The sequence below is a fragment of the Pontibacter actiniarum genome (assembly GCF_003585765.1).
Taxonomy (GTDB): Bacteria; Bacteroidota; Bacteroidia; order Cytophagales; family Hymenobacteraceae; genus Pontibacter; species Pontibacter actiniarum.
This window is the reverse complement of record NZ_CP021235.1, coordinates 2,449,474-2,466,195: the sequence shown is the minus strand read 5'-3', so window position 1 is coordinate 2,466,195 and position 16,722 is coordinate 2,449,474. Positions and strand designations below refer to the sequence as shown.

The window sequence follows — 16,722 nt, the reverse complement described above, 5'->3', positions numbered from 1 at the left end:
TTTTGCCGTTCTACTCTACCCACAGGTGCGGCGCACGGGTGCCGGGCTGGCCATTCCACTCGTCGGGCCGTGCAGCCTCGGGTAGTTCTTCACTTACGCCCAGTACAGCCTCGGATCGGTATAGCTGCCCCAACTCCATACTCACATTGTCGTGCATTTCTACTCCCTCTAAGTCTTCGGCTTTGGCATGCTTCGCATAGTCGGGCCTGATAAACGTTTGCTGATACCTGCTCCAGGCAACGGGCCACCTTTCGGAGTGGTAGGTATCCAGCAAACCGGGGGTGGAGCTGCCCGAAAGCACGGCTGCCAGCTTCCAGGCGAGGTTGTGCACATCGTGGATGCCGGTGTTAGCCCCGAAGCCACCACGCGTTGGCGGGAGGGTATGGGCGGCATCCCCGGCCAGAAAAACCCTTCCTGCCTTAAACTCTTCGGCAATCAACGCTGTCAAATCCCAGCGGCCGTGGGTAATGATCTCAATGGGGAGGTCGGTCCGGCCGATGGCCTTTTGGATGGCTTCCATCGTTTCATTCTCATCCCGCTCCACATCATCGGTAAACATCAACACCCAGCGTCCGTCGCGGTACGTGGTTAAGAAGGCCTTCAGCCCGGGCTGTTCAATTTCAAACTGTGAGATTCCCTGTTCCAGGTACTCCTCCAGTGGTGCCCGGAATAGAACGCTTCGTACGCTGTGCATCAAGCCCCGCCCTTTTCTTTTAAGCTTTAGTGCTTCACGCACCGGGCTGGCACTGCCATCGGCAGCAATCATATACTGTGCTCTGATTTCGTCCGTTTTGCCGCTTTCCCTTTCGCGGACAAATGCAGTAACACTATCGTTGTCCTGCTCAAAGCGGAGCAGTTCCGTGCCTAATCTTAAGTTAGCTCCCAGTTCTACGGCTCGCTTTCGTAGTACCGGCTCCAGATTATCCTGGGCAATGGCGGCTCCTTTCACCGGGGAGTATTCCTTTACCTCCGCTGCTGCTCTTGCTTTTTGCGGTGGGGTCCAGTCTGTTTCCTCAACTACTTGCCCGGCTAAGCTGTCTACTTTAGCCCTGCGTAGTTTGAAATCGCCGGAAACCTGAGGGATGAATTTTTCGATGCCCACGGCCCGGTAAAGCTCCATGGTTCGCTCGGGGTAACCCACGGCTCTTGGGTGCGGATGGCTGCCTTTATGCTTTTCAATGACTATAACCGGCACATTTTGCCAAGCCAGAAAAACTGCTGCAGAGAGACCAACCAAGGAGCCTCCTATGACGAGAACCGGAATGTTCTCCATTGCTTTCTGTTCTTTTTCCATCATCTTAATCTTTTATGAATAAGTATGAGGCAAAGTTATTTCCGGCCAAGAAGGGAAAATTGAATAAATCGGTCGTTTTTGTTTTGGCTTAGCTCTTTAGGTGAGACGCCTGAGAATTTCTTGATTTCGCGGATGAAGTGGGGCTGGTCGGCGAAATCACGCTCCGGAAAGAATTTGCCTTCTTTGATTTGAGGAAGGGAAGCCCGGAAGCGCAGGATGTTGCAGTACGCTTTTAAAGAAAGGCCGAAGTATTGGTTAAAGTACCGGTTGATCTGCCTGCTGCTCCAACAGGCTCGGTCAGATAACTCCTGAACACTCAGCGCTCCATTTGAGGCGTAGAGCAGGTGGAAGAGTTTCTGCTTCCTGGGGTCGTGCTGAACAGGGGAGAACACTTGGGAAAGCTGCCCATTCAGCTTGGCGCAGAAGCTATCGAAGTCAAGCAGGTCATCAGCCTGAATATTCCAAAAGCCTTCGGGCAGCACCCTCGCCGAATCAAGTAGGGCTGCAATGCCTGCATCAAAAAGAAACTCGATTGCGGGCAACTTAAGGCTTGCAGCAAAAATGGTGGTGTGAGCCTGAAAAACTACCTGTTCGGCTTTGCTTTCTATACCTATCAGCGAAGCGTGAAAAGGCTCGGTGGGCGACATGGAAAACATGATGTCTACTCTTCCGTCGGGCAGCACGACAATGTTGTTTGCTTTGTCCGAACGGTTGGTGAGCACCCAAAAGCTCTCTACAAAATCTGTAAGGGTACTTTCTGGTTCTCTAATTTGATAGTAGATAGAGTCTGGTTGCATGTTTTGGGGTGTTGCCTACTGGTGGCTTTAGAAGCACTCACGTATCCGCCTAAAAAAGCTTGGCGTGAGCTGATTAACGTCAAACTAATATTTTACCCGTCAAAGCTCTGTTCAGTACCAATGGCGCGTTGTTGAAGTTACTCGGAGTGCCAGCTTGCGTGCCACTTCTTGCTCAGTCTTCGATTGCCTCGATACCAAGTTGCTTTAGATGCTCCAGGTGTTCCTTCATGCTCTGGAGCTGTTCTGGAGAGTGCCCCTGCCAATCCTTAACTTCTCCAGACACCCGAAGCGGGTCCCGGGAGCGGTAGGACTTGGTCGGGTTGCCCGGGTACTTTTTATCCGTTAAGTTGGGATCGTCTTCAATTAGGCCAGTCGGTTCAACTATGTATATTCTGCCGCGCCCTTCGCCCAAGGCAAGTTCGGCGCCCCAAACAGCGGCATCCATGGTGGCGGTCAGGTAGACGTAGGAGGCTTTCTTTCTCTTACCGTAGTTTGACGTAAAGCCGGGTTCTATCAGGTCCCCGGGCTTCAGGTCGGCTTTTGTGCCATGGTAGAACTGCGTCGCGCTTTGCTCCTTGGCTGGCTCCAATGGCTTTTCCTCATTTCTACTCTGTTCCATTGTTTTGATGTTGTTTGTCGATGTTTTTACGGATTTGCTGAACTAGCAGCCGTTATGCCGGCTAAGGTTCCAGTACAGCAGCTAGCGGGGTGGAAACCAAGGTACGACTGCTATACCACCTTGCTTGGCTTCAGCTTTATTTTCTTGAATCTTCTTACCCAGTCCCACACTAAAAGCGCCATGCAAAGTAGAGTTAGCGTTATGACCGGTTCAACAGCAACGTTCTTTAGTGTTTCCCAAAGGCTATCGGCTACAACAGTCTCCACTGCAAGCGTTAGTAGTATACTATCCGCAACTACAGCCAGAGCAGCAGTCGAAGTCCTATTCTCCCTCCACCTAATTCCAACAGCAATGAGGAGGGCTGAAGCTATCAGGCTATTTAATAATGCTGTACTTTCTGTGATGCGGCCACCATGCAAATTCAGGTTTAGAAATGCTGCCATAGCAACGTAAACAGCAGCCAAACAGATTAGTACCTCTCGAACGATAGGTTTAACAGGCATACCAGTTTTTATTTTGTTGCATGTAAGGGTTCTGCTAAAAACGCAGGGTTTTTATAACGCTGCTTTGCCCTCTTGAGCAAAGCTTGTTGGGAGCCTTTAACCCTTTGAAGCCTCGCCAACTCTACCTTAGGTATACTTTGCTGGGCAACGCATTTCTTTTAGTTACTGTTGGGTAGTTTCAGTGTCATTCCCTGTCCCAGGGTTAGTCCGTCTAGATGCCCTGATGTTTTACTGTCTGCCGTTTTTATGTGTAAGTGCATGTTTGTTGTGTGGTGCGTAAAGATTGCGTGGTGGCTGTTGGAGTAAAAGCCAAGTATTTCAACAGCCTGGTCAGTCAATGTGCCACGAAGCCCGGAGTTGATGTGTTTCTCGTGTGAGTGTGCCGTGTCTCCGTCTTTCCAGTTAATTACGTGCCAGTCGAACGAATTTACCTGCCCTTCAATGAGGAATGGGAATGGCTCGTCTATGTTGACGCCACTCTCTTCTGCGGTTTGCTCCACGTATTTTTCTAAGTCCTCATACGTGGATATGTTGTCAGGAATGGTAAAGCTTGTCCACTTATCGACGGAGGCGTACACCAACAAAGCTGCTTTATGATCAAAGGAGTTGCTGATAGCCAGTTCCTGGTCTTGTACTGATGAAATGAAGGGTTTACTGTCAAGGATGAGGATTTCGCCTTTTAAGTTTTCCATCGCTCCAAGGGCATAGAAGTGCTGCGTGTTTTTAAAGTCAGTCAGGTCCGCTTGGGCTGAAATGTCGCCTTTGTGCATGATGTTTTTCAAAGCCCCTCTATGCTCTACTTTGAAGTTGTCGTCCGTGTTGGGAGGTGTCGCGCAAGAGAATGCTGCGAAGAGTGTCATCGTGAGTATCTTGTGTTTCATCGTCGTTTTTTAGTGTTGCCTAATGGGGTGGTGTAGCCGCTTGGCGAGGCGTAGCCACAACAAAATGCTTACACGTGGTTGTACTTTTATTCTGCCCCAAACCTAAACCATTTTCCCTTTATGTGCTCCAGGTAGGTGATCTCTATTTTATGATTATAAGTTCTAATCTGTTGCGGGTGCTCAATTTCATTTTGAGAAAACTCTCCATAAACAAATCCCCAACCTTTACCTACTTCCCCGTATCCACAAAAGAAAACCTTAAATTGGCCAAGGTTCCTGTACTCTAAGAACCCTATTTGCTCCATTTTTTCAATTGTTGCCTCTGGTATTTCTGAAGGAGGATGATCTATTCTAAATCCTTCAATTTCCGGTTTAGAGTGGAGGTACGAAATTACCTCATTAAATTCATCTTCTTCAAATCTAACAGAGTGAGGGGCAGGATCTGTCTTCATTGCTGGAAAGCACGACACAAGAAGCACTAGAAACAAAAGATATTTTACTTCCTTCCTCATAAATATTCCCAACACTTAAGGTAGCGCAAGTTGCAGCTTAGGGATTGCAGTTGTAAAAAAAGCCATTCTTGAAGCAGTCGTAGTTTGTGAGGATCATTGCCTTACACTGTAGCTGCGTTTATAGCGCCTATATAAACTTTTCTTTACTCTTATCAAAAGCCATGTGACTGTGTAAGCCCTGCTGTAAAACACTTGCCACCTGCTAAGGCAAAAGATACAGAAAATGAATTTCGGTTGTGCAGCCTAACAAAAAAGCCACCTCTTTGCAAAGGTGGCTTTAGATCTAGAGTGGTTTCCTCTTTATAAATCATCGACTGTTTGGTATTTCAGTTGAAATACCGACAGTTCTGCATCGTTTACTTCCTTTATGGCCTTGTCATAATCCTCAGCAGAGTTTATCACCACCCCATTCCGATGTTCTTTTAGAGTGGAGAAGAACTTTACCTCAAACCATACTTTATCCAGTATTTCCTGCTCTTCGGCAGTGATGCCGGACTCACCGGTAAGCATGCTTAGCATTTGCCTGCGGGCAATGTCTTTTATTTTATCGGCTGAGTTGCCGCTGGTAGGCAGGTTGCGGATAGCACCAATTACAAAAAAGGTCTTCCCGTATCCTACCTTCTCGATGTATTCATTTCCGTATTTCAGCTTATACAGGGCCGGGTTTTCCTGGTAAACTTTGGCCAGTGAGTCCTGTACTTCCCAATTGTTTTGAAAGTAATCGTAGCCATCCTCATACTTAACCCCGCCGATCAACACGCCCTTTTCCGTTACCGGATACTGCTCAATAACCGACTGGTACAATTCGGTGCTCACAGCAAACCTTGTAGCAAAGTAATTCCCTGGATAGTAAAACGCATCGAAGAGACGGTAAGGAAACATAAATTCTATCGGGTCGGCATCGTGCTGCCAGATAGGGCTTTGGGAAAACGAATGATTAAGCTTGTAATAGGAAGTTTCGGTAGCACCAAAAGCGTTGGCGACCGGAACAAAATTACCTGTGTAAACTCCGGCTCCAACCTGCTCCTGGTAAGGATAATCTTCATCAAGGATAAGTTGCCCGTTACTGGTTATGGTTACGTTCCGGTTTCCGGCGGCTGCGTTGTAAGACGTGATACTGGTGCTGCTGTTATCGGCAGCGGTAAATTCAACCGAGCGCAGCTCGCCGTCGGTGTAGCTGTGAATAGCCGTACCTTCTTCGCTATACACTTTCTTAATTGAGGGAAGCCCGTTGGTGTACGCTGTTTCAAACCATAGTTCTCCGTCAGGGTTGTAGTATTTAGACCAGAGCGGCTTATTATCCGCACTACGACTTACTTCCATATACAGGTGCTGCTGCGGATAGCTGGCGTATACTTTGGCCGATTTTATATAACCGTTTTCGTAGTATTCGAACTCTTCTGTAGCCCCTCCGATAAGCTGATATCGAGCTTCTTTTATCCAGCCGTTTGGGTGCTGGCTAACCAGCTCAAAAGCCTCGGTAGACTGAATAGAGTAGTCGGTTTGGGAAACACTGTCTTCTTTTTCGCAGGAAGAAAACAGCACTGTAATGGAGAGAAGCAGCGATAGGTGATAGTTTTTGAGCACTGTACAGATAGTAAGGTGTTGTTAAAGTTAAAAATTTACTGAGATAAAACAAACCCTTGATCGGCTACCTGTACAGCGAAAGGCAGATAAAGGGAAGTCTGCCGGGTATTTTCTCCTGTGTTTAAGGTTAGCTCTACCTAGTATGCAGCTACTACGTAGGCTTAATTCTCTTGTAACGGCTTGTGTAAAAAGCGAACGAGGCGTAGCCGAATGTGGCGCCTGTGCAGGTTGTGAGAAGGAGCCTTACTCTTTAACTGTAGCAGTATCTTGTTTGACGGTTCTTCTGCTAACGGCTTTGTTGCTTCATCGTTTTTACCTGTTGAGATAGAGATAACTGTTACAATAGTAAGCCGCCGTTGCGCAAAAGCGATGCTGTGCGTTCGTACTTATTTCGCTTTTGTCTTTTCCGCTTCAATCTGTTTGTCGCCCCATTCTTTTAAGTAACTGATAAAGGGGATAAGCTCTTTGCCCACTTCGGTCAATGTGTATTCTACTTTGGGCGGAACTTCGAGATATACTTTCCGGTCAATTAGGTTGTCTGCTTCTAATTCCCTTAAGGTTTGTGTCAGCATTTTAGTAGTGATGTCAGGCAGCGTTCTGTTTAACTCGCCATAACGCAGTATAGCGTGCTCATGCAAATACCATAAGATTCTGCCTTTGTATTTTCCGCCAATCCGCTTAAAGGCGTAATCAACAGAACAAGTTGCAACCTCTGGACAAGCTTTCTCTTTCTTTTGCATTTTAACTTATTGATAATCAGTAATACATTATTTTTAGTATGTAGCTTACAAAAATGTACATACTTGCCATAAATATACTGTTATTCTACTTTTGAAGCTCACAAAAAGAATGAAAAAAAATGAGTTTAGAACTGGAAAATGGCAGACCTACTGTAATGAAAGCAGTCAGGCAACACGAATTTGGCGGCCCAGAAGTGCTTCGCTATGAAGATGCACCAGTCCCGGAAGTAAAAAAAGGAGAAGTTTTAGTTAAAGTGAAAGCGATTGGGCTAAATCCTCCCGACTGGTATTTACGTGACGGATATAAAATGCTACCCCCGGAATGGCAGCCCAAAGTACCGTTTCCTGTTATTCTTGGTACCGATATTTCAGGTGTAATTGTTGAAGTGGGGGAAGATGTAAAGGAGTTTTCTGTTGGTGATGAAGTGTATGCCATGGTACGGTTTCCCAGTTACGGGCAGAGCCAGGCATATGCAGCATATGTTAGTGTGCCCGCCGAAGAAGTAGCGTTGAAGCCAAATAAGATCGATTTTGTTCAAGCGGCTGCTGCCCCTATGTCCTTACTTACTGCCTGGCAGTTTCTAATTGACCTTGGCCATAAAGAACCGAATCCACTTCAACCTAATTTACACGAACCTGTTCCGGTGGCGGGAAAGAAAGTTCTTGTAAATGGAGCTGGTGGCGGAGTAGGGCATTTTGTATTGCAACTGGCAAAATGGAAAGGGGCATATGTTATTGCCGTTGCCTCAGGAAAGCAGGAAAGCATTTTGCGTGAACTTGGTGCTGATGAATTCATTGACTACACCAAAAACAACGCGGAAGATGTTGTAGCTGATCTCGATTTGGTTGTTGATGCTGTTGGGGGCCCTACCACTGGCCGCTTCTTAAAAACACTAAAAAGAGGAGGTGCCTTATTCCCAATTTTCCCTCTAGGTTTTTCCGGTGCTGAAGAAGCCGAAAGATTGGGTGTCAGGGTATCTGCCACCCAAGTACGTTCAAACGGCTCCCAGCTTTCAGAGCTTGCTGATTTGCTCGATAAGGGCACCATTAAAGTTGTTATAGACAGTGTTTTTCCGTTAGCTGATGCCCGTAAAGCGCACGAAAGAGCGGCAGAAGGGCATATACAGGGGAAAATAGTACTTACTATTCAGTAAACTAAGATATGCGTATAAATGAAGTAGCAGACAGAATTGCTTTGAAGGAACTCATTGATACTATTTCAATCCTGGGAGATAAAAAAGATTTTGAGAGCCAAGTGCAACTGTTCTCTGAAAATGCCCTATCTGAAACCATAGCAGATGGAAAAACAATTCTTAAGGTAGAAGGCAGGAAAGAAATGGCGCAGGCCTTTGGGAAATTCCTTCAGGATATGGAAACCGTGTATCATTTCAATAGTCAGCAGGTGGTTGAAATCGATGGGGATAGCGCCACAGGAAAACATTATTGTTTAATTACGCTAATAGGGAGCAGTAACGGTAAAAGAGTTAAGACCACGATTGGTGCTACCTACGAAGACGACTACATTCGGGTGCATCATAAATGGTTAGTTTCCAAAAGGGTAGGTTGTTTTAAGTGGCAGGATGAAGCGGAGATCAAGTCCTGAAGATTGAGGATTTTTAAATTAAAATGCTGTTCTTTGAAGACAGCACTTTAATTTAAAACGGTGTTATTGGGTATGACGCAAACCGGATTGTGGGCCTGGCGTAGTTACAGATTTTAGCATCTAAATTTATGTGAAGCACTCGGTTTAAGTATAGCACAAGTGCTTCTATAAAGAACCTCATCCGGCATTACACCAAACCATTGTTATGTGCCGTCTTTATTCCTTGTCCCACCTGTCTTTTGGCAGGTCTTGGAAGATTTCGAGTAAATTATTTTCTGGGTCTCTAAAATGAGCTACACGTATTCCCCACGCTGTCATGTCTTTGGGTTCCGTTATAAATCTCACGCCCTTGTTTTGTAGGGCTTTGTATGTCTCGTCGACGTTATCAACTTGAACAACGATTGCAAATTTGTCTTGCACCTTTTCATTCTTAGATGCCTCTGCACTATTAACAGCTGTACTCATAAGGTCAGCGGAAAACAGAGCAATAACTGAAGAATAGCCTGCATCAAAGCTTGCAAAGTTGTCGCCCAGTTTTCCCCAGGTGCACTCTAAACCAAGGGTGTCATTGTAAAAAGTGAAGCACTTGTCAAAGTCATTGACTAATAGTCTGATGTTGTTAAATTTCATGTTGCTTTTTTAGTTTGTTGATAGTGCAAAACTACTTTTCAACCATCGTGGCCAATTGTAAAAATCGGTCGTTTTTGTTTTGGTGAAGTTCGCTTGGATTTTGTCCTGTATGCTTCACAATTTGTTTTATAAAGTGGGATTGGTCAAAGTAATTTTGTTGTGGATATAGCTGACCATTTTTAATATGCCTATAAGAAGCAAAGCATCTTAAAATATTACTGTAGGCTTTTAGAGATAGCCCAAACCTCTCATTAAAGTAACGGTTGATTTGTCGGCTTGGCCAGGAAACATTTTTTGAATACTCTTCAACAGTTAAGTTGCCATTGGAATCATAAAGGAGGTTAAACAAATTTTGCTTTCTGCTATCAATTCCTTTACCGTTCCCTAACTTAGACAGTAGTAAGTTGTTTAAAACCTCAACAACCGCTTCCTTATCTTTGAAATGTAAACTGTCTAGTTGCCAGAAATCGTTCTGAAGGACTAGTTCCGTATTTAACAACTTCGAAATAGTTAGCTGCAATAAATACTCTGCTGCTAGAAGCTTAAACCTAACAGCGAATAAAAAGGTGTTAGGAGCAATTAAAACATCAATTTGTTTTGTCCAGAGACCTGTTAAAGAAATAGACTGAACAGAATGGTTGTCGAGTGAAATAATCAAGTCGAAACAGCCGTCAGGTAAAATAGTGAATTCAAACTCCTTGTTTGTAGAATTGTCAAACTGCCAATAACATTTCACATAATCATGGATCATGCTGTTAGGTACAAATTCTCTATATATCATTGGCTGTTTAGGTTGTCCTAACGGTTGGTGTAAGATTAGTTGCGGGAATCAGCCGAGCTTTTAGATGTGGAAACCCTGCCGCAATTAATTATACACGGGGTTAGCAATGGTATTCTCGTTTTTCCATTTCTTCATAATCAAAATCCATAGAACGATTGAAACACTTAAAACTATCAGTTTATCGGTTCCGTTAATTCCGTTTTTGATCAATGCATTGAACATCATAATTTGGATAATCAGGTGAAAACAAGCACTAGCTAAAACTGACTTTGTCAATTCCGCTACCTGTCCGATTCCCCAGCTCCCTAAAAGCATCATTGCTAAAAAGAAAAGATTGTCTCCGACAGTTGCTTTCGTTAAAAAGGTTAAATGCCACAAGTACCAAGTAAATCCAATTATCAGATATTTTTTCCAGGGTTGTAACGTTTTCAATTCTTCTTGTAAATAACCCCGCCATCCATATTCTTCCATTATGCAATACAGTAACGTCCCGATTACAGCTATAAACCCATAGAGATGAGAGTCCAGTTCAAATACATTTTTTACTCCAATTGATGTTAAAATTATAATCGGGATGACAGCCATTACCAAGCTTTTTAATTTTGATGTTCCTAAAAGTGTTGTCTCAACTTTTCTGTTTTTTTTCAAAAATAAAATAGTAAGCAATGCACCTATAAAAACACCACTGCCTTCAAGAATCATTGTTGACAGAATATAAAGCCAGGTCGGTAATTGTTGTAATTCAGATTTAGTTCGAAAATATCAAATCTGAAAATATTTGATATTGCAGTAGCAATGATGAAAAAAAACAATATTCTTTTCGAACTGATTTTATTCTGATTGATTTCGTCTTTCATATTATTGCTAACTATCTGCTCAGCAGAGGTCTATTCCATTTATCTGCATTATGTGTAGAGTATGATGGTCTCATACCATCAGAGAATCAATATAGGAAAAAATCGTTGGAGTAGTGATTTGGAGGGGCGTTCAAATGGCGTGGCGGGATAAAAAGTGCTTAAAGACTCAAGGATAAATACTCTTAAATGAGCTATAGGACTGTTTTGTACCGGAAGCTTAATTTTTTGTGCGCCTTGCGTCAGTGGTGTATCAATAAAAAGGCCTTTTACACGCTGTAAAAGGCCTTTTAAGTCGTCGGAGTGGCGGGATTCGAACCCACGACCTCCAGCACCCCATGCTGGCGCGATACCAGGCTACGCTACACCCCGATGAGAGGGCTAATTTATTAAGCAGAATGAATAATCAAAAGTCTTTTGACCGCAATTTTTACCTCTTCTGCGGCTTAGGGTTTCGCTGCACAACATAAGGGGGACGAAGTGTCTGTTCTATGCTTTCTGTGCCGTACTGTAACGCATAACCTTAGCAAAACTGAAGACGGCTGCCGCTGCGGTTTACGCCTTCCGCTCTGCCCTTTTTAGGGGGCAAGCCCGGTAGTGGTGCGTGGCGTTGCTGAGAACGCAGCCACCATACCTGTCATGGTAGAGGAGGTAGGGTGGAGGCAATAAAAAAAGCCTTGCAAGATCATTCTTGCAAGGCTTTTACGTCGGGGTGGCAGGATTCGAACCTACGACCTCCACATCCCAAATGTGGCGCGATACCGGGCTACGCTACACCCCGAACTGGGCTAGTACAAAGGCCGTTTGTAGCGGCGTTTTATACTTGGTGCACAAAAGTACGAAACTCAAATCATTTTGCAAATCATTTCACGGGTTTGAGAAGAAGAAAAATAGACCACCCTGTGCTATAGGAGCTGAGCTATACTGCTTGGCAGCATTGGTAGAAAACACAAGCGATTTAGCTTTAGTAGCTTAGGTGCTCTAGGTACTGCTTTTAAAGAGTACAGCTTCAGCTACGTGTAACGTCGGTTTAGCGGAAAATTTTTTTCAGAAGAACGCTTATGGCAGGTGCGCTGCACAAATGGTAGCATTTTGTTGAGCAGAAAGAAGCAGTAACCTGCTTTACGGTAGAAGCAGGCTACGCCGTTTTTGTAAGCCTGATCTGCCACAGGTGTTACAGGTTGTGCTGAGGTACCCCGGCCTGCCATGAATAAAATTCTGCAACAGACATCTGTAATTCTGTAACAGCCCTCCCTTTGCCACCCGCTACTTTTGCCGCATCAAATTTAACTGCGAACAATCTATATGCTGTTTCAGCTCTTTAAACCCCTTTTTCTGCTGGCTTCAGTCAGTTTGCTATTTGCTGGCAGCCTGCAGGCACAAAAACGTAAAACCATGATAAAAGACGAAACCACAGTACTTGTGCTGTTCCACTCCAATGGCGGCACTACCTACAAACTGGCAAAGGCGATAGCCAAAGGCATTGAGAGGCAGGATGGCGTAAAGGCTGTGCTCCGGCAGGTGCCGCACATCTGCCAAAGCGAAGAGGTGCGGCGGCACGCTTTTGCATCCGTTCCCTACGCTACCCCTGAGGAGCTGGGGCAATACGATGGCCTTGCGTTTGGTTCGGCGATCCATTTCGGTAACATGACCGCGGATATGCGCCTGTTCCTCGACGGCACGCTTGGCCTCTGGGCACAGCGCAAGCTGGAAGGCGTGCCTGCTACGGTGTTTATGGCTGCAGGTGGCGGGGCTGGTAGAGAGGCGGCCCTTCTTTCGTTCTGGTCTACGCTGGCAGTGCACGGCATGGTGCTGGTACCAACAGGTATGATGGGAGCTGCTGAAGTAGACAAAACCTTGCCGCAGGGCAACACGGTGTTCGGCACTACGGCCCTGGCCGCTATGTTGGGCACGGAGCGCCCCTCAGAAAGTGAGTTGTACGTTGCAGCGCTACAGGGGGAGGCGCTGGCAAAAGTAGCCAAAGCGCTCGCGCCCTTACGCCGGCAGGATGCAGCTCCGGCCTCAGCCGCTAACGTACAGGAGGCAAGTATAAACAGGCCAGAGCAACGGGTGCAGGAGCTGAAGCTAGAGCTACCCGAACTGCCGAACCCGGTGGGCAACTATACGCCGTATTCCAGGTCCGGTAACCTTGTATTTATTAACCAGGTGGCCCTGAAGGAGGGGAAGGTGTTGTACCCGGGCGTTATTGGGGAAGACCTTACCATAGCTGAAGCCAAAGAAGCGACCCACCAGACCATGCTCAATGTGCTGGCCGTGTTAAGGGAGGCGACCGACGGCGACCTTAGCCGTGTAAAACAGGTGGTGCAGTTAACGGGCTACCTAAACACCCCGCCCGGCTACACCCAACATGCCGAGGTAATGAATGTTGCCTCTGATCTGGCCGTAGCTGTATTCGGGGAGAAGGGGAAACACGCCCGCGCTGCAATCGGCGCCTCGTCTATACCTGTGAACTCACCGGTGGAGATTCAGGCGGTGTTTGAGGTGGAGTAGGGTATAGGAGGGTAGAAAGTAAAACCGCCACGCAAACTTTGTGCTGCGTGGCGGTTGTTGTAATAACGACTTTATAAGAGCTTTATTGGCTAAATGTATTTATTTCTTTATAGGTCTTATTCTGAGAATTTACCCATTCAATAAGTCCATTAGATTGTCTACCGAGAATCATATTAGCTGCCGCACTTGGGCTTGAAAAAATTGTATCCGCAGTAAATTCGTAATGAGAGCCTCTGTCTACTAATACATTTGTATCTATTAACTTTTGTCTCAATGCTTTGTAGGTTTCAGTAATAGAACTTGATAATTCCTTTTTTGCTTGAGAGCCACTAACAACTATAAATCCCTTCTCATTTTCATACATTTCTGCCTTAAAGATGTTTGACCTTATTTTATAAATTACATTCTGTTCGGTGGTATCTACATGATCAATCTTTTCATTAGGTTTTATTGTAGTTGAGATCAAAAACTTAAAACCCATGATTGGGAGTATGAGTTTAACCTGGTCGAGGAAATATTCCATGTCAGAAATATCAGCTTCATGAAGTGTCGGTAATGCAGGGAAATTGCCATTATCTATTTCTGCTGATTTTGCTTCAATTGCAAGCTGAACAAGTCTTGATTCCAAATACCTGATCTGTGTTTTTGTTAAAAGCTCATCTTTACTGATAAAGAAGATTAATTCATTAAAATCTTTTTTTGAGTCTGCAATATGTTGCTTAATCCTAACTCCAACATTTTCAGCTTCACCTATATATATTCTCTCTTCAAAACTGTCTGAACCTGGTGTACCCTTCAAGCAATAAACTCCTGGATTGTCAAACTCTGGTCGTGACAAAATTTTACTTATAGAGGCTCTGGTGCTATATAGAGCTTTACCTACTCAATTCCCTATTTCTGCTATTCTGGGACCATACTCTGTCCCATCTATCATATATACTGTGAGTTTCTTTCCCATTAATTATAAAATAAGCCGAATATATTTAGATGAAACATGTCTTTTAAAAATCAAATATAGCAGATACACCTGATCACCTTGTGGACTTTTATGTTTGTGTCTTACATTAGTTCTTCTTGCACTATAAAATCCTGCAACACATAACCAAAATTCTGTAACACCTCCACCCACTCCTCGGCATACCTTTGTCATGTTCAAAATCAGTAACACCAAAAGAAAAATAGAACATGAAAGAGCTACAATTCAAAACCAACATCAACTGCGGTGGCTGTGTGTCTAAAGTAACACCGGCGCTCAATGCCACCGAAGGCGTGTGCGATTGGAGCGTGGATACCGCCAGCCGCAACAAAGTGCTCACCGTCAAAACCGACTCCCTTTCTGCCAGTGAGGTAATTGCCACAGTAGAGCAGGCCGACTTTAAGGCAGAGGCGCTGTAACAAAAACGAAAATCACAGTAATGGCTGCCCACTCTTCAAACCTTAGCTTTAACATGCACTCATGAAGCAGCAGCTTGTTTGTCCAGCAGAAGCACCTGTTTGTGCATGGCCTGCGGCTGCCAAAAGCCAGACCTTTGTGCCGTTGCAACAAGAACACAGCAGGCAGGTGCCGTGCAAAGTATAAGCTTTACGCCGCCTGCCGCACAAGCTAAAGATCCATAACCAAAACCGGAGCAAAACAGAAGCTGCCCCTCAAAAGGCGGACGGCTACCTTATTGCCCAAACCATTAGCTACAAAATAAAACTATGAAAAAAGTGTTACGCGCCACGATCGGCGCAGCGGCCCTTGGTATGCTGCTGCTGCCCCAGGCCAACGCCCAGATCGACCTCAGCTTTCCGACCACCCCGGCTCCGGATATCACGCAGGCGGGCAAGCCATACTTTAGATCCAGTATCAACGGCATCATCACGGCCTCTGGCTTTGTGCAGGACGGCACCTTTGGCCTCGGCGATGGCGCCATTACCATGTGGGCCAGCCCCAAACAGCCTACTCAGGACGAGTACCAGTTTGGCGGCGACCTGCGCAAGACCTGGCTCATCTTTAAAGGTACCGCTTACAACCTGCCGCACGGTATCACGGCCACCGGCCGGGCCGAGATAGATTTTCTGGGAGGCACGGCAGGCGGAGGAGGCTTTGCCGACTAGAACCTGCTGCCGCGCGTGCGCCTGGCGTACGTGGAGGTGCAGAAGGGGCAGACAAGGCTGCGCCTGGGCCAGAACTGGACGCCGATGGTCGCGCAGTTCCCGAACTCGGTTACGCACTTTGCCATGGGCTACGGCTCGGCAGGCGGCATCGGTTTTCGCAACCCCGGCCTGTTCCTCTACCAAGGGTTAAGCAGCCCGAGAGCCGCCACCAAAGTACGCCTCGACCTGGCGGTGTTCCGCGGTTCCTGGACCGGCCCTAAAGCCGAAGCCGACGGTCGTGACGAAGGGGAGATCGGTGTGCCGCAGACAGAGGTGGGCCTGAACATCAGCAACCAGACGCAGCCGCTGAAATGGGAGGTGAACCTTGCCGGCCACTACGACCGCAAGCGCCTGGTGCAGGGCGATACCCGCAGCAACCTGGAGGGCAAAGCGGTGCAGGCCGGTACAAAGCTGACGTACGGCGGTGCCACCTTGCAGGGCAATGCCTACTGGGGCCGCGCCATCGGCCAGAGCTGGGGCCAGCTGCTGCAGTTCGGCGACATAGCGGGCTACGGCACCTGGGGACAGGCAGGCTACAGGTTCGGCAAGGGGTTCAGCGCCTGGGTGATGTACGGCCAGGACAACCCGAACGACGGTGACGTGCTGGCTGAAGTGCCCGGCAACGCCCGCCTCAAAAATGAAATCATTGTGCCGATGCTTCGCTATGATGTCGGTCCGCTGGGCATAGCCCTGGAGTGGTACCGCGCCAACACCGACTGGCGGCTGCTGGAGAACGGGCAGGAGGTATACTAAGCCACCTCGGCGAACCAGCTGGCACTGGGCGCGCAGTTTGTGTTTTAATCTATTCAATTCTAACAAAAATAAAACCTATGAAAAATTCATTCCTTAACTCCTTCATCCTTATCGCCAGAATCCTGATAGGGGTCACTTTTCTGATAGCAGGCTTACATAAAGCCCTGTTCTGGGACGGCCCTGCCATGTGGATGGCTTCTAAAGGGCTGCCGTTTGTGCCCTTGCTGTTGGGGGCAGCCATGGTAACAGAGCTTGGAGGGGCACTACTGTTGTTTGCGGGCATCAAAATAAAACAAACCGCCGTTGTGCTGATCCTGCTGCTCTTGCCCATGACACTCATGATGCACACTTTCTGGAACATGGAAGGGATGATGCAGCAAACCGCCGTCATGGACTTCATCCAGAACATAGCCATTATAGGCGGCTTACTGGCCCTGGCAGCGGTAGCGCACATCTCTGAGCAACTCACACCAGGTACAAAATAAAACACACCGTAAAGCCACGCACTCCTGAACAGC

19 protein-coding genes and 2 tRNA genes are annotated in these 16,722 nt (G+C 46.5%); 7 read left to right on the top strand and 14 right to left on the bottom strand.

Annotated elements, in window-relative coordinates; genetic code table 11:
- Positions 1 to 10 precede the first annotated feature (10 nt).
- From CA264_RS10725 to CA264_RS10690, 8 genes are all read right to left on the bottom strand, one after another.
- A complete protein-coding gene (locus tag CA264_RS10725; RefSeq protein WP_211233393.1) occupies positions 11 to 1,297 on the bottom strand; it encodes an FAD-dependent oxidoreductase in 1,287 nt (428 codons plus the stop codon).
- A gap of 32 nt (positions 1,298 to 1,329) precedes the next feature.
- Positions 1,330 to 2,091: a helix-turn-helix domain-containing protein gene (locus tag CA264_RS10720; RefSeq protein ID WP_025607028.1), complete on the bottom strand. Its 762-nt coding sequence runs from the start codon at positions 2,089 to 2,091 to the stop codon at positions 1,330 to 1,332.
- Positions 2,092 to 2,263: 172 nt separating this feature from the next.
- The gene (arr, locus tag CA264_RS10715; protein WP_025607027.1) at positions 2,264 to 2,710 is read right to left on the bottom strand and encodes an NAD(+)--rifampin ADP-ribosyltransferase; all 447 of its coding nucleotides are present in this window, start codon (positions 2,708 to 2,710) and stop codon (positions 2,264 to 2,266) included.
- 110 nt (positions 2,711 to 2,820) lie between these two features.
- Positions 2,821 to 3,153, bottom strand: a complete 333-nt coding sequence (locus CA264_RS10710) for a hypothetical protein (RefSeq protein ID WP_157593691.1) — start codon at positions 3,151 to 3,153, stop codon at positions 2,821 to 2,823.
- 218 nt (positions 3,154 to 3,371) lie between these two features.
- Entirely contained in the window at positions 3,372 to 4,073 is a 702-nt protein-coding gene (locus tag CA264_RS10705; RefSeq protein ID WP_162912077.1) for an acetolactate decarboxylase, read from the bottom strand.
- Between the two features lie 107 nt (positions 4,074 to 4,180).
- Positions 4,181 to 4,606: a hypothetical protein gene (locus CA264_RS10700; RefSeq protein WP_025607022.1), complete on the bottom strand. Its 426-nt coding sequence runs from the start codon at positions 4,604 to 4,606 to the stop codon at positions 4,181 to 4,183.
- A gap of 300 nt (positions 4,607 to 4,906) precedes the next feature.
- A complete protein-coding gene (locus tag CA264_RS10695) occupies positions 4,907 to 6,193 on the bottom strand; it encodes a hypothetical protein (protein ID WP_025607021.1) in 1,287 nt (428 codons plus the stop codon).
- Between the two features lie 386 nt (positions 6,194 to 6,579).
- Positions 6,580 to 6,933, bottom strand: coding sequence for a winged helix-turn-helix transcriptional regulator (locus CA264_RS10690; protein WP_025607020.1), 354 nt, complete (start codon positions 6,931 to 6,933; stop codon positions 6,580 to 6,582).
- A gap of 119 nt (positions 6,934 to 7,052) precedes the next feature.
- Here CA264_RS10690 and CA264_RS10685 point away from each other — a divergent pair, with 119 nt between their 5' ends.
- The gene (locus CA264_RS10685) at positions 7,053 to 8,087 is read left to right on the top strand and encodes an NADP-dependent oxidoreductase (RefSeq protein ID WP_025607018.1); all 1,035 of its coding nucleotides are present in this window, start codon (positions 7,053 to 7,055) and stop codon (positions 8,085 to 8,087) included.
- Positions 8,088 to 8,095: 8 nt separating this feature from the next.
- Positions 8,096 to 8,536 carry a nuclear transport factor 2 family protein gene (locus CA264_RS10680; RefSeq protein WP_025607017.1) on the top strand — a complete coding sequence of 147 codons (441 nt, stop codon included), beginning with the start codon at positions 8,096 to 8,098 and terminating at the stop codon, positions 8,534 to 8,536.
- A gap of 216 nt (positions 8,537 to 8,752) precedes the next feature.
- Here CA264_RS10680 and CA264_RS10675 read toward each other — a convergent pair whose 3' ends face one another.
- The 5 genes from CA264_RS10675 to CA264_RS10655 all read right to left on the bottom strand — a co-directional run bounded on the left by CA264_RS10675 (position 8,753) and on the right by CA264_RS10655 (position 11,582).
- Complete coding sequence (locus CA264_RS10675; RefSeq protein WP_025607015.1) at positions 8,753 to 9,166, bottom strand: VOC family protein; 414 nt, start codon at positions 9,164 to 9,166, stop codon at positions 8,753 to 8,755.
- Positions 9,167 to 9,197: 31 nt separating this feature from the next.
- A complete protein-coding gene (locus CA264_RS10670) occupies positions 9,198 to 9,947 on the bottom strand; it encodes a helix-turn-helix domain-containing protein (protein WP_025607013.1) in 750 nt (249 codons plus the stop codon).
- Positions 9,948 to 10,031: 84 nt separating this feature from the next.
- Positions 10,032 to 10,649 carry a CPBP family intramembrane glutamic endopeptidase gene (locus tag CA264_RS10665; RefSeq protein ID WP_211233392.1) on the bottom strand — a complete coding sequence of 206 codons (618 nt, stop codon included), beginning with the start codon at positions 10,647 to 10,649 and terminating at the stop codon, positions 10,032 to 10,034.
- A gap of 450 nt (positions 10,650 to 11,099) precedes the next feature.
- A tRNA-Pro gene (locus CA264_RS10660) sits at positions 11,100 to 11,173 on the bottom strand.
- Between the two features lie 335 nt (positions 11,174 to 11,508).
- Positions 11,509 to 11,582, bottom strand: a tRNA-Pro gene (locus CA264_RS10655).
- Positions 11,583 to 12,196: 614 nt separating this feature from the next.
- Here CA264_RS10655 and wrbA point away from each other — a divergent pair.
- Positions 12,197 to 13,312, top strand: coding sequence for an NAD(P)H:quinone oxidoreductase (gene wrbA, locus CA264_RS10645; RefSeq protein WP_084196248.1), 1,116 nt, complete (start codon positions 12,197 to 12,199; stop codon positions 13,310 to 13,312).
- 82 nt (positions 13,313 to 13,394) lie between these two features.
- Here the strand turns inward: wrbA and CA264_RS10640 are convergent, their stop codons facing one another.
- Positions 13,395 to 14,150: a GIY-YIG nuclease family protein gene (locus tag CA264_RS10640; RefSeq protein WP_211233391.1), complete on the bottom strand. Its 756-nt coding sequence runs from the start codon at positions 14,148 to 14,150 to the stop codon at positions 13,395 to 13,397.
- 347 nt (positions 14,151 to 14,497) lie between these two features.
- Here CA264_RS10640 and CA264_RS10635 point away from each other — a divergent pair, with 347 nt between their 5' ends.
- The 4 genes from CA264_RS10635 to CA264_RS10620 all read left to right on the top strand — a co-directional run bounded on the left by CA264_RS10635 (position 14,498) and on the right by CA264_RS10620 (position 16,689).
- Entirely contained in the window at positions 14,498 to 14,707 is a 210-nt protein-coding gene (locus CA264_RS10635) for a heavy-metal-associated domain-containing protein (protein ID WP_025607008.1), read from the top strand.
- Between the two features lie 306 nt (positions 14,708 to 15,013).
- Positions 15,014 to 15,412, top strand: coding sequence for a hypothetical protein (locus CA264_RS10630; RefSeq protein WP_025607007.1), 399 nt, complete (start codon positions 15,014 to 15,016; stop codon positions 15,410 to 15,412).
- Between the two features lie 15 nt (positions 15,413 to 15,427).
- Positions 15,428 to 16,204, top strand: a complete 777-nt coding sequence (locus CA264_RS10625; RefSeq protein ID WP_025607006.1) for a hypothetical protein — start codon at positions 15,428 to 15,430, stop codon at positions 16,202 to 16,204.
- 77 nt (positions 16,205 to 16,281) lie between these two features.
- Positions 16,282 to 16,689: a DoxX family protein gene (locus CA264_RS10620; RefSeq protein WP_025607004.1), complete on the top strand. Its 408-nt coding sequence runs from the start codon at positions 16,282 to 16,284 to the stop codon at positions 16,687 to 16,689.
- Positions 16,690 to 16,722: the final 33 nt, after the last annotated feature.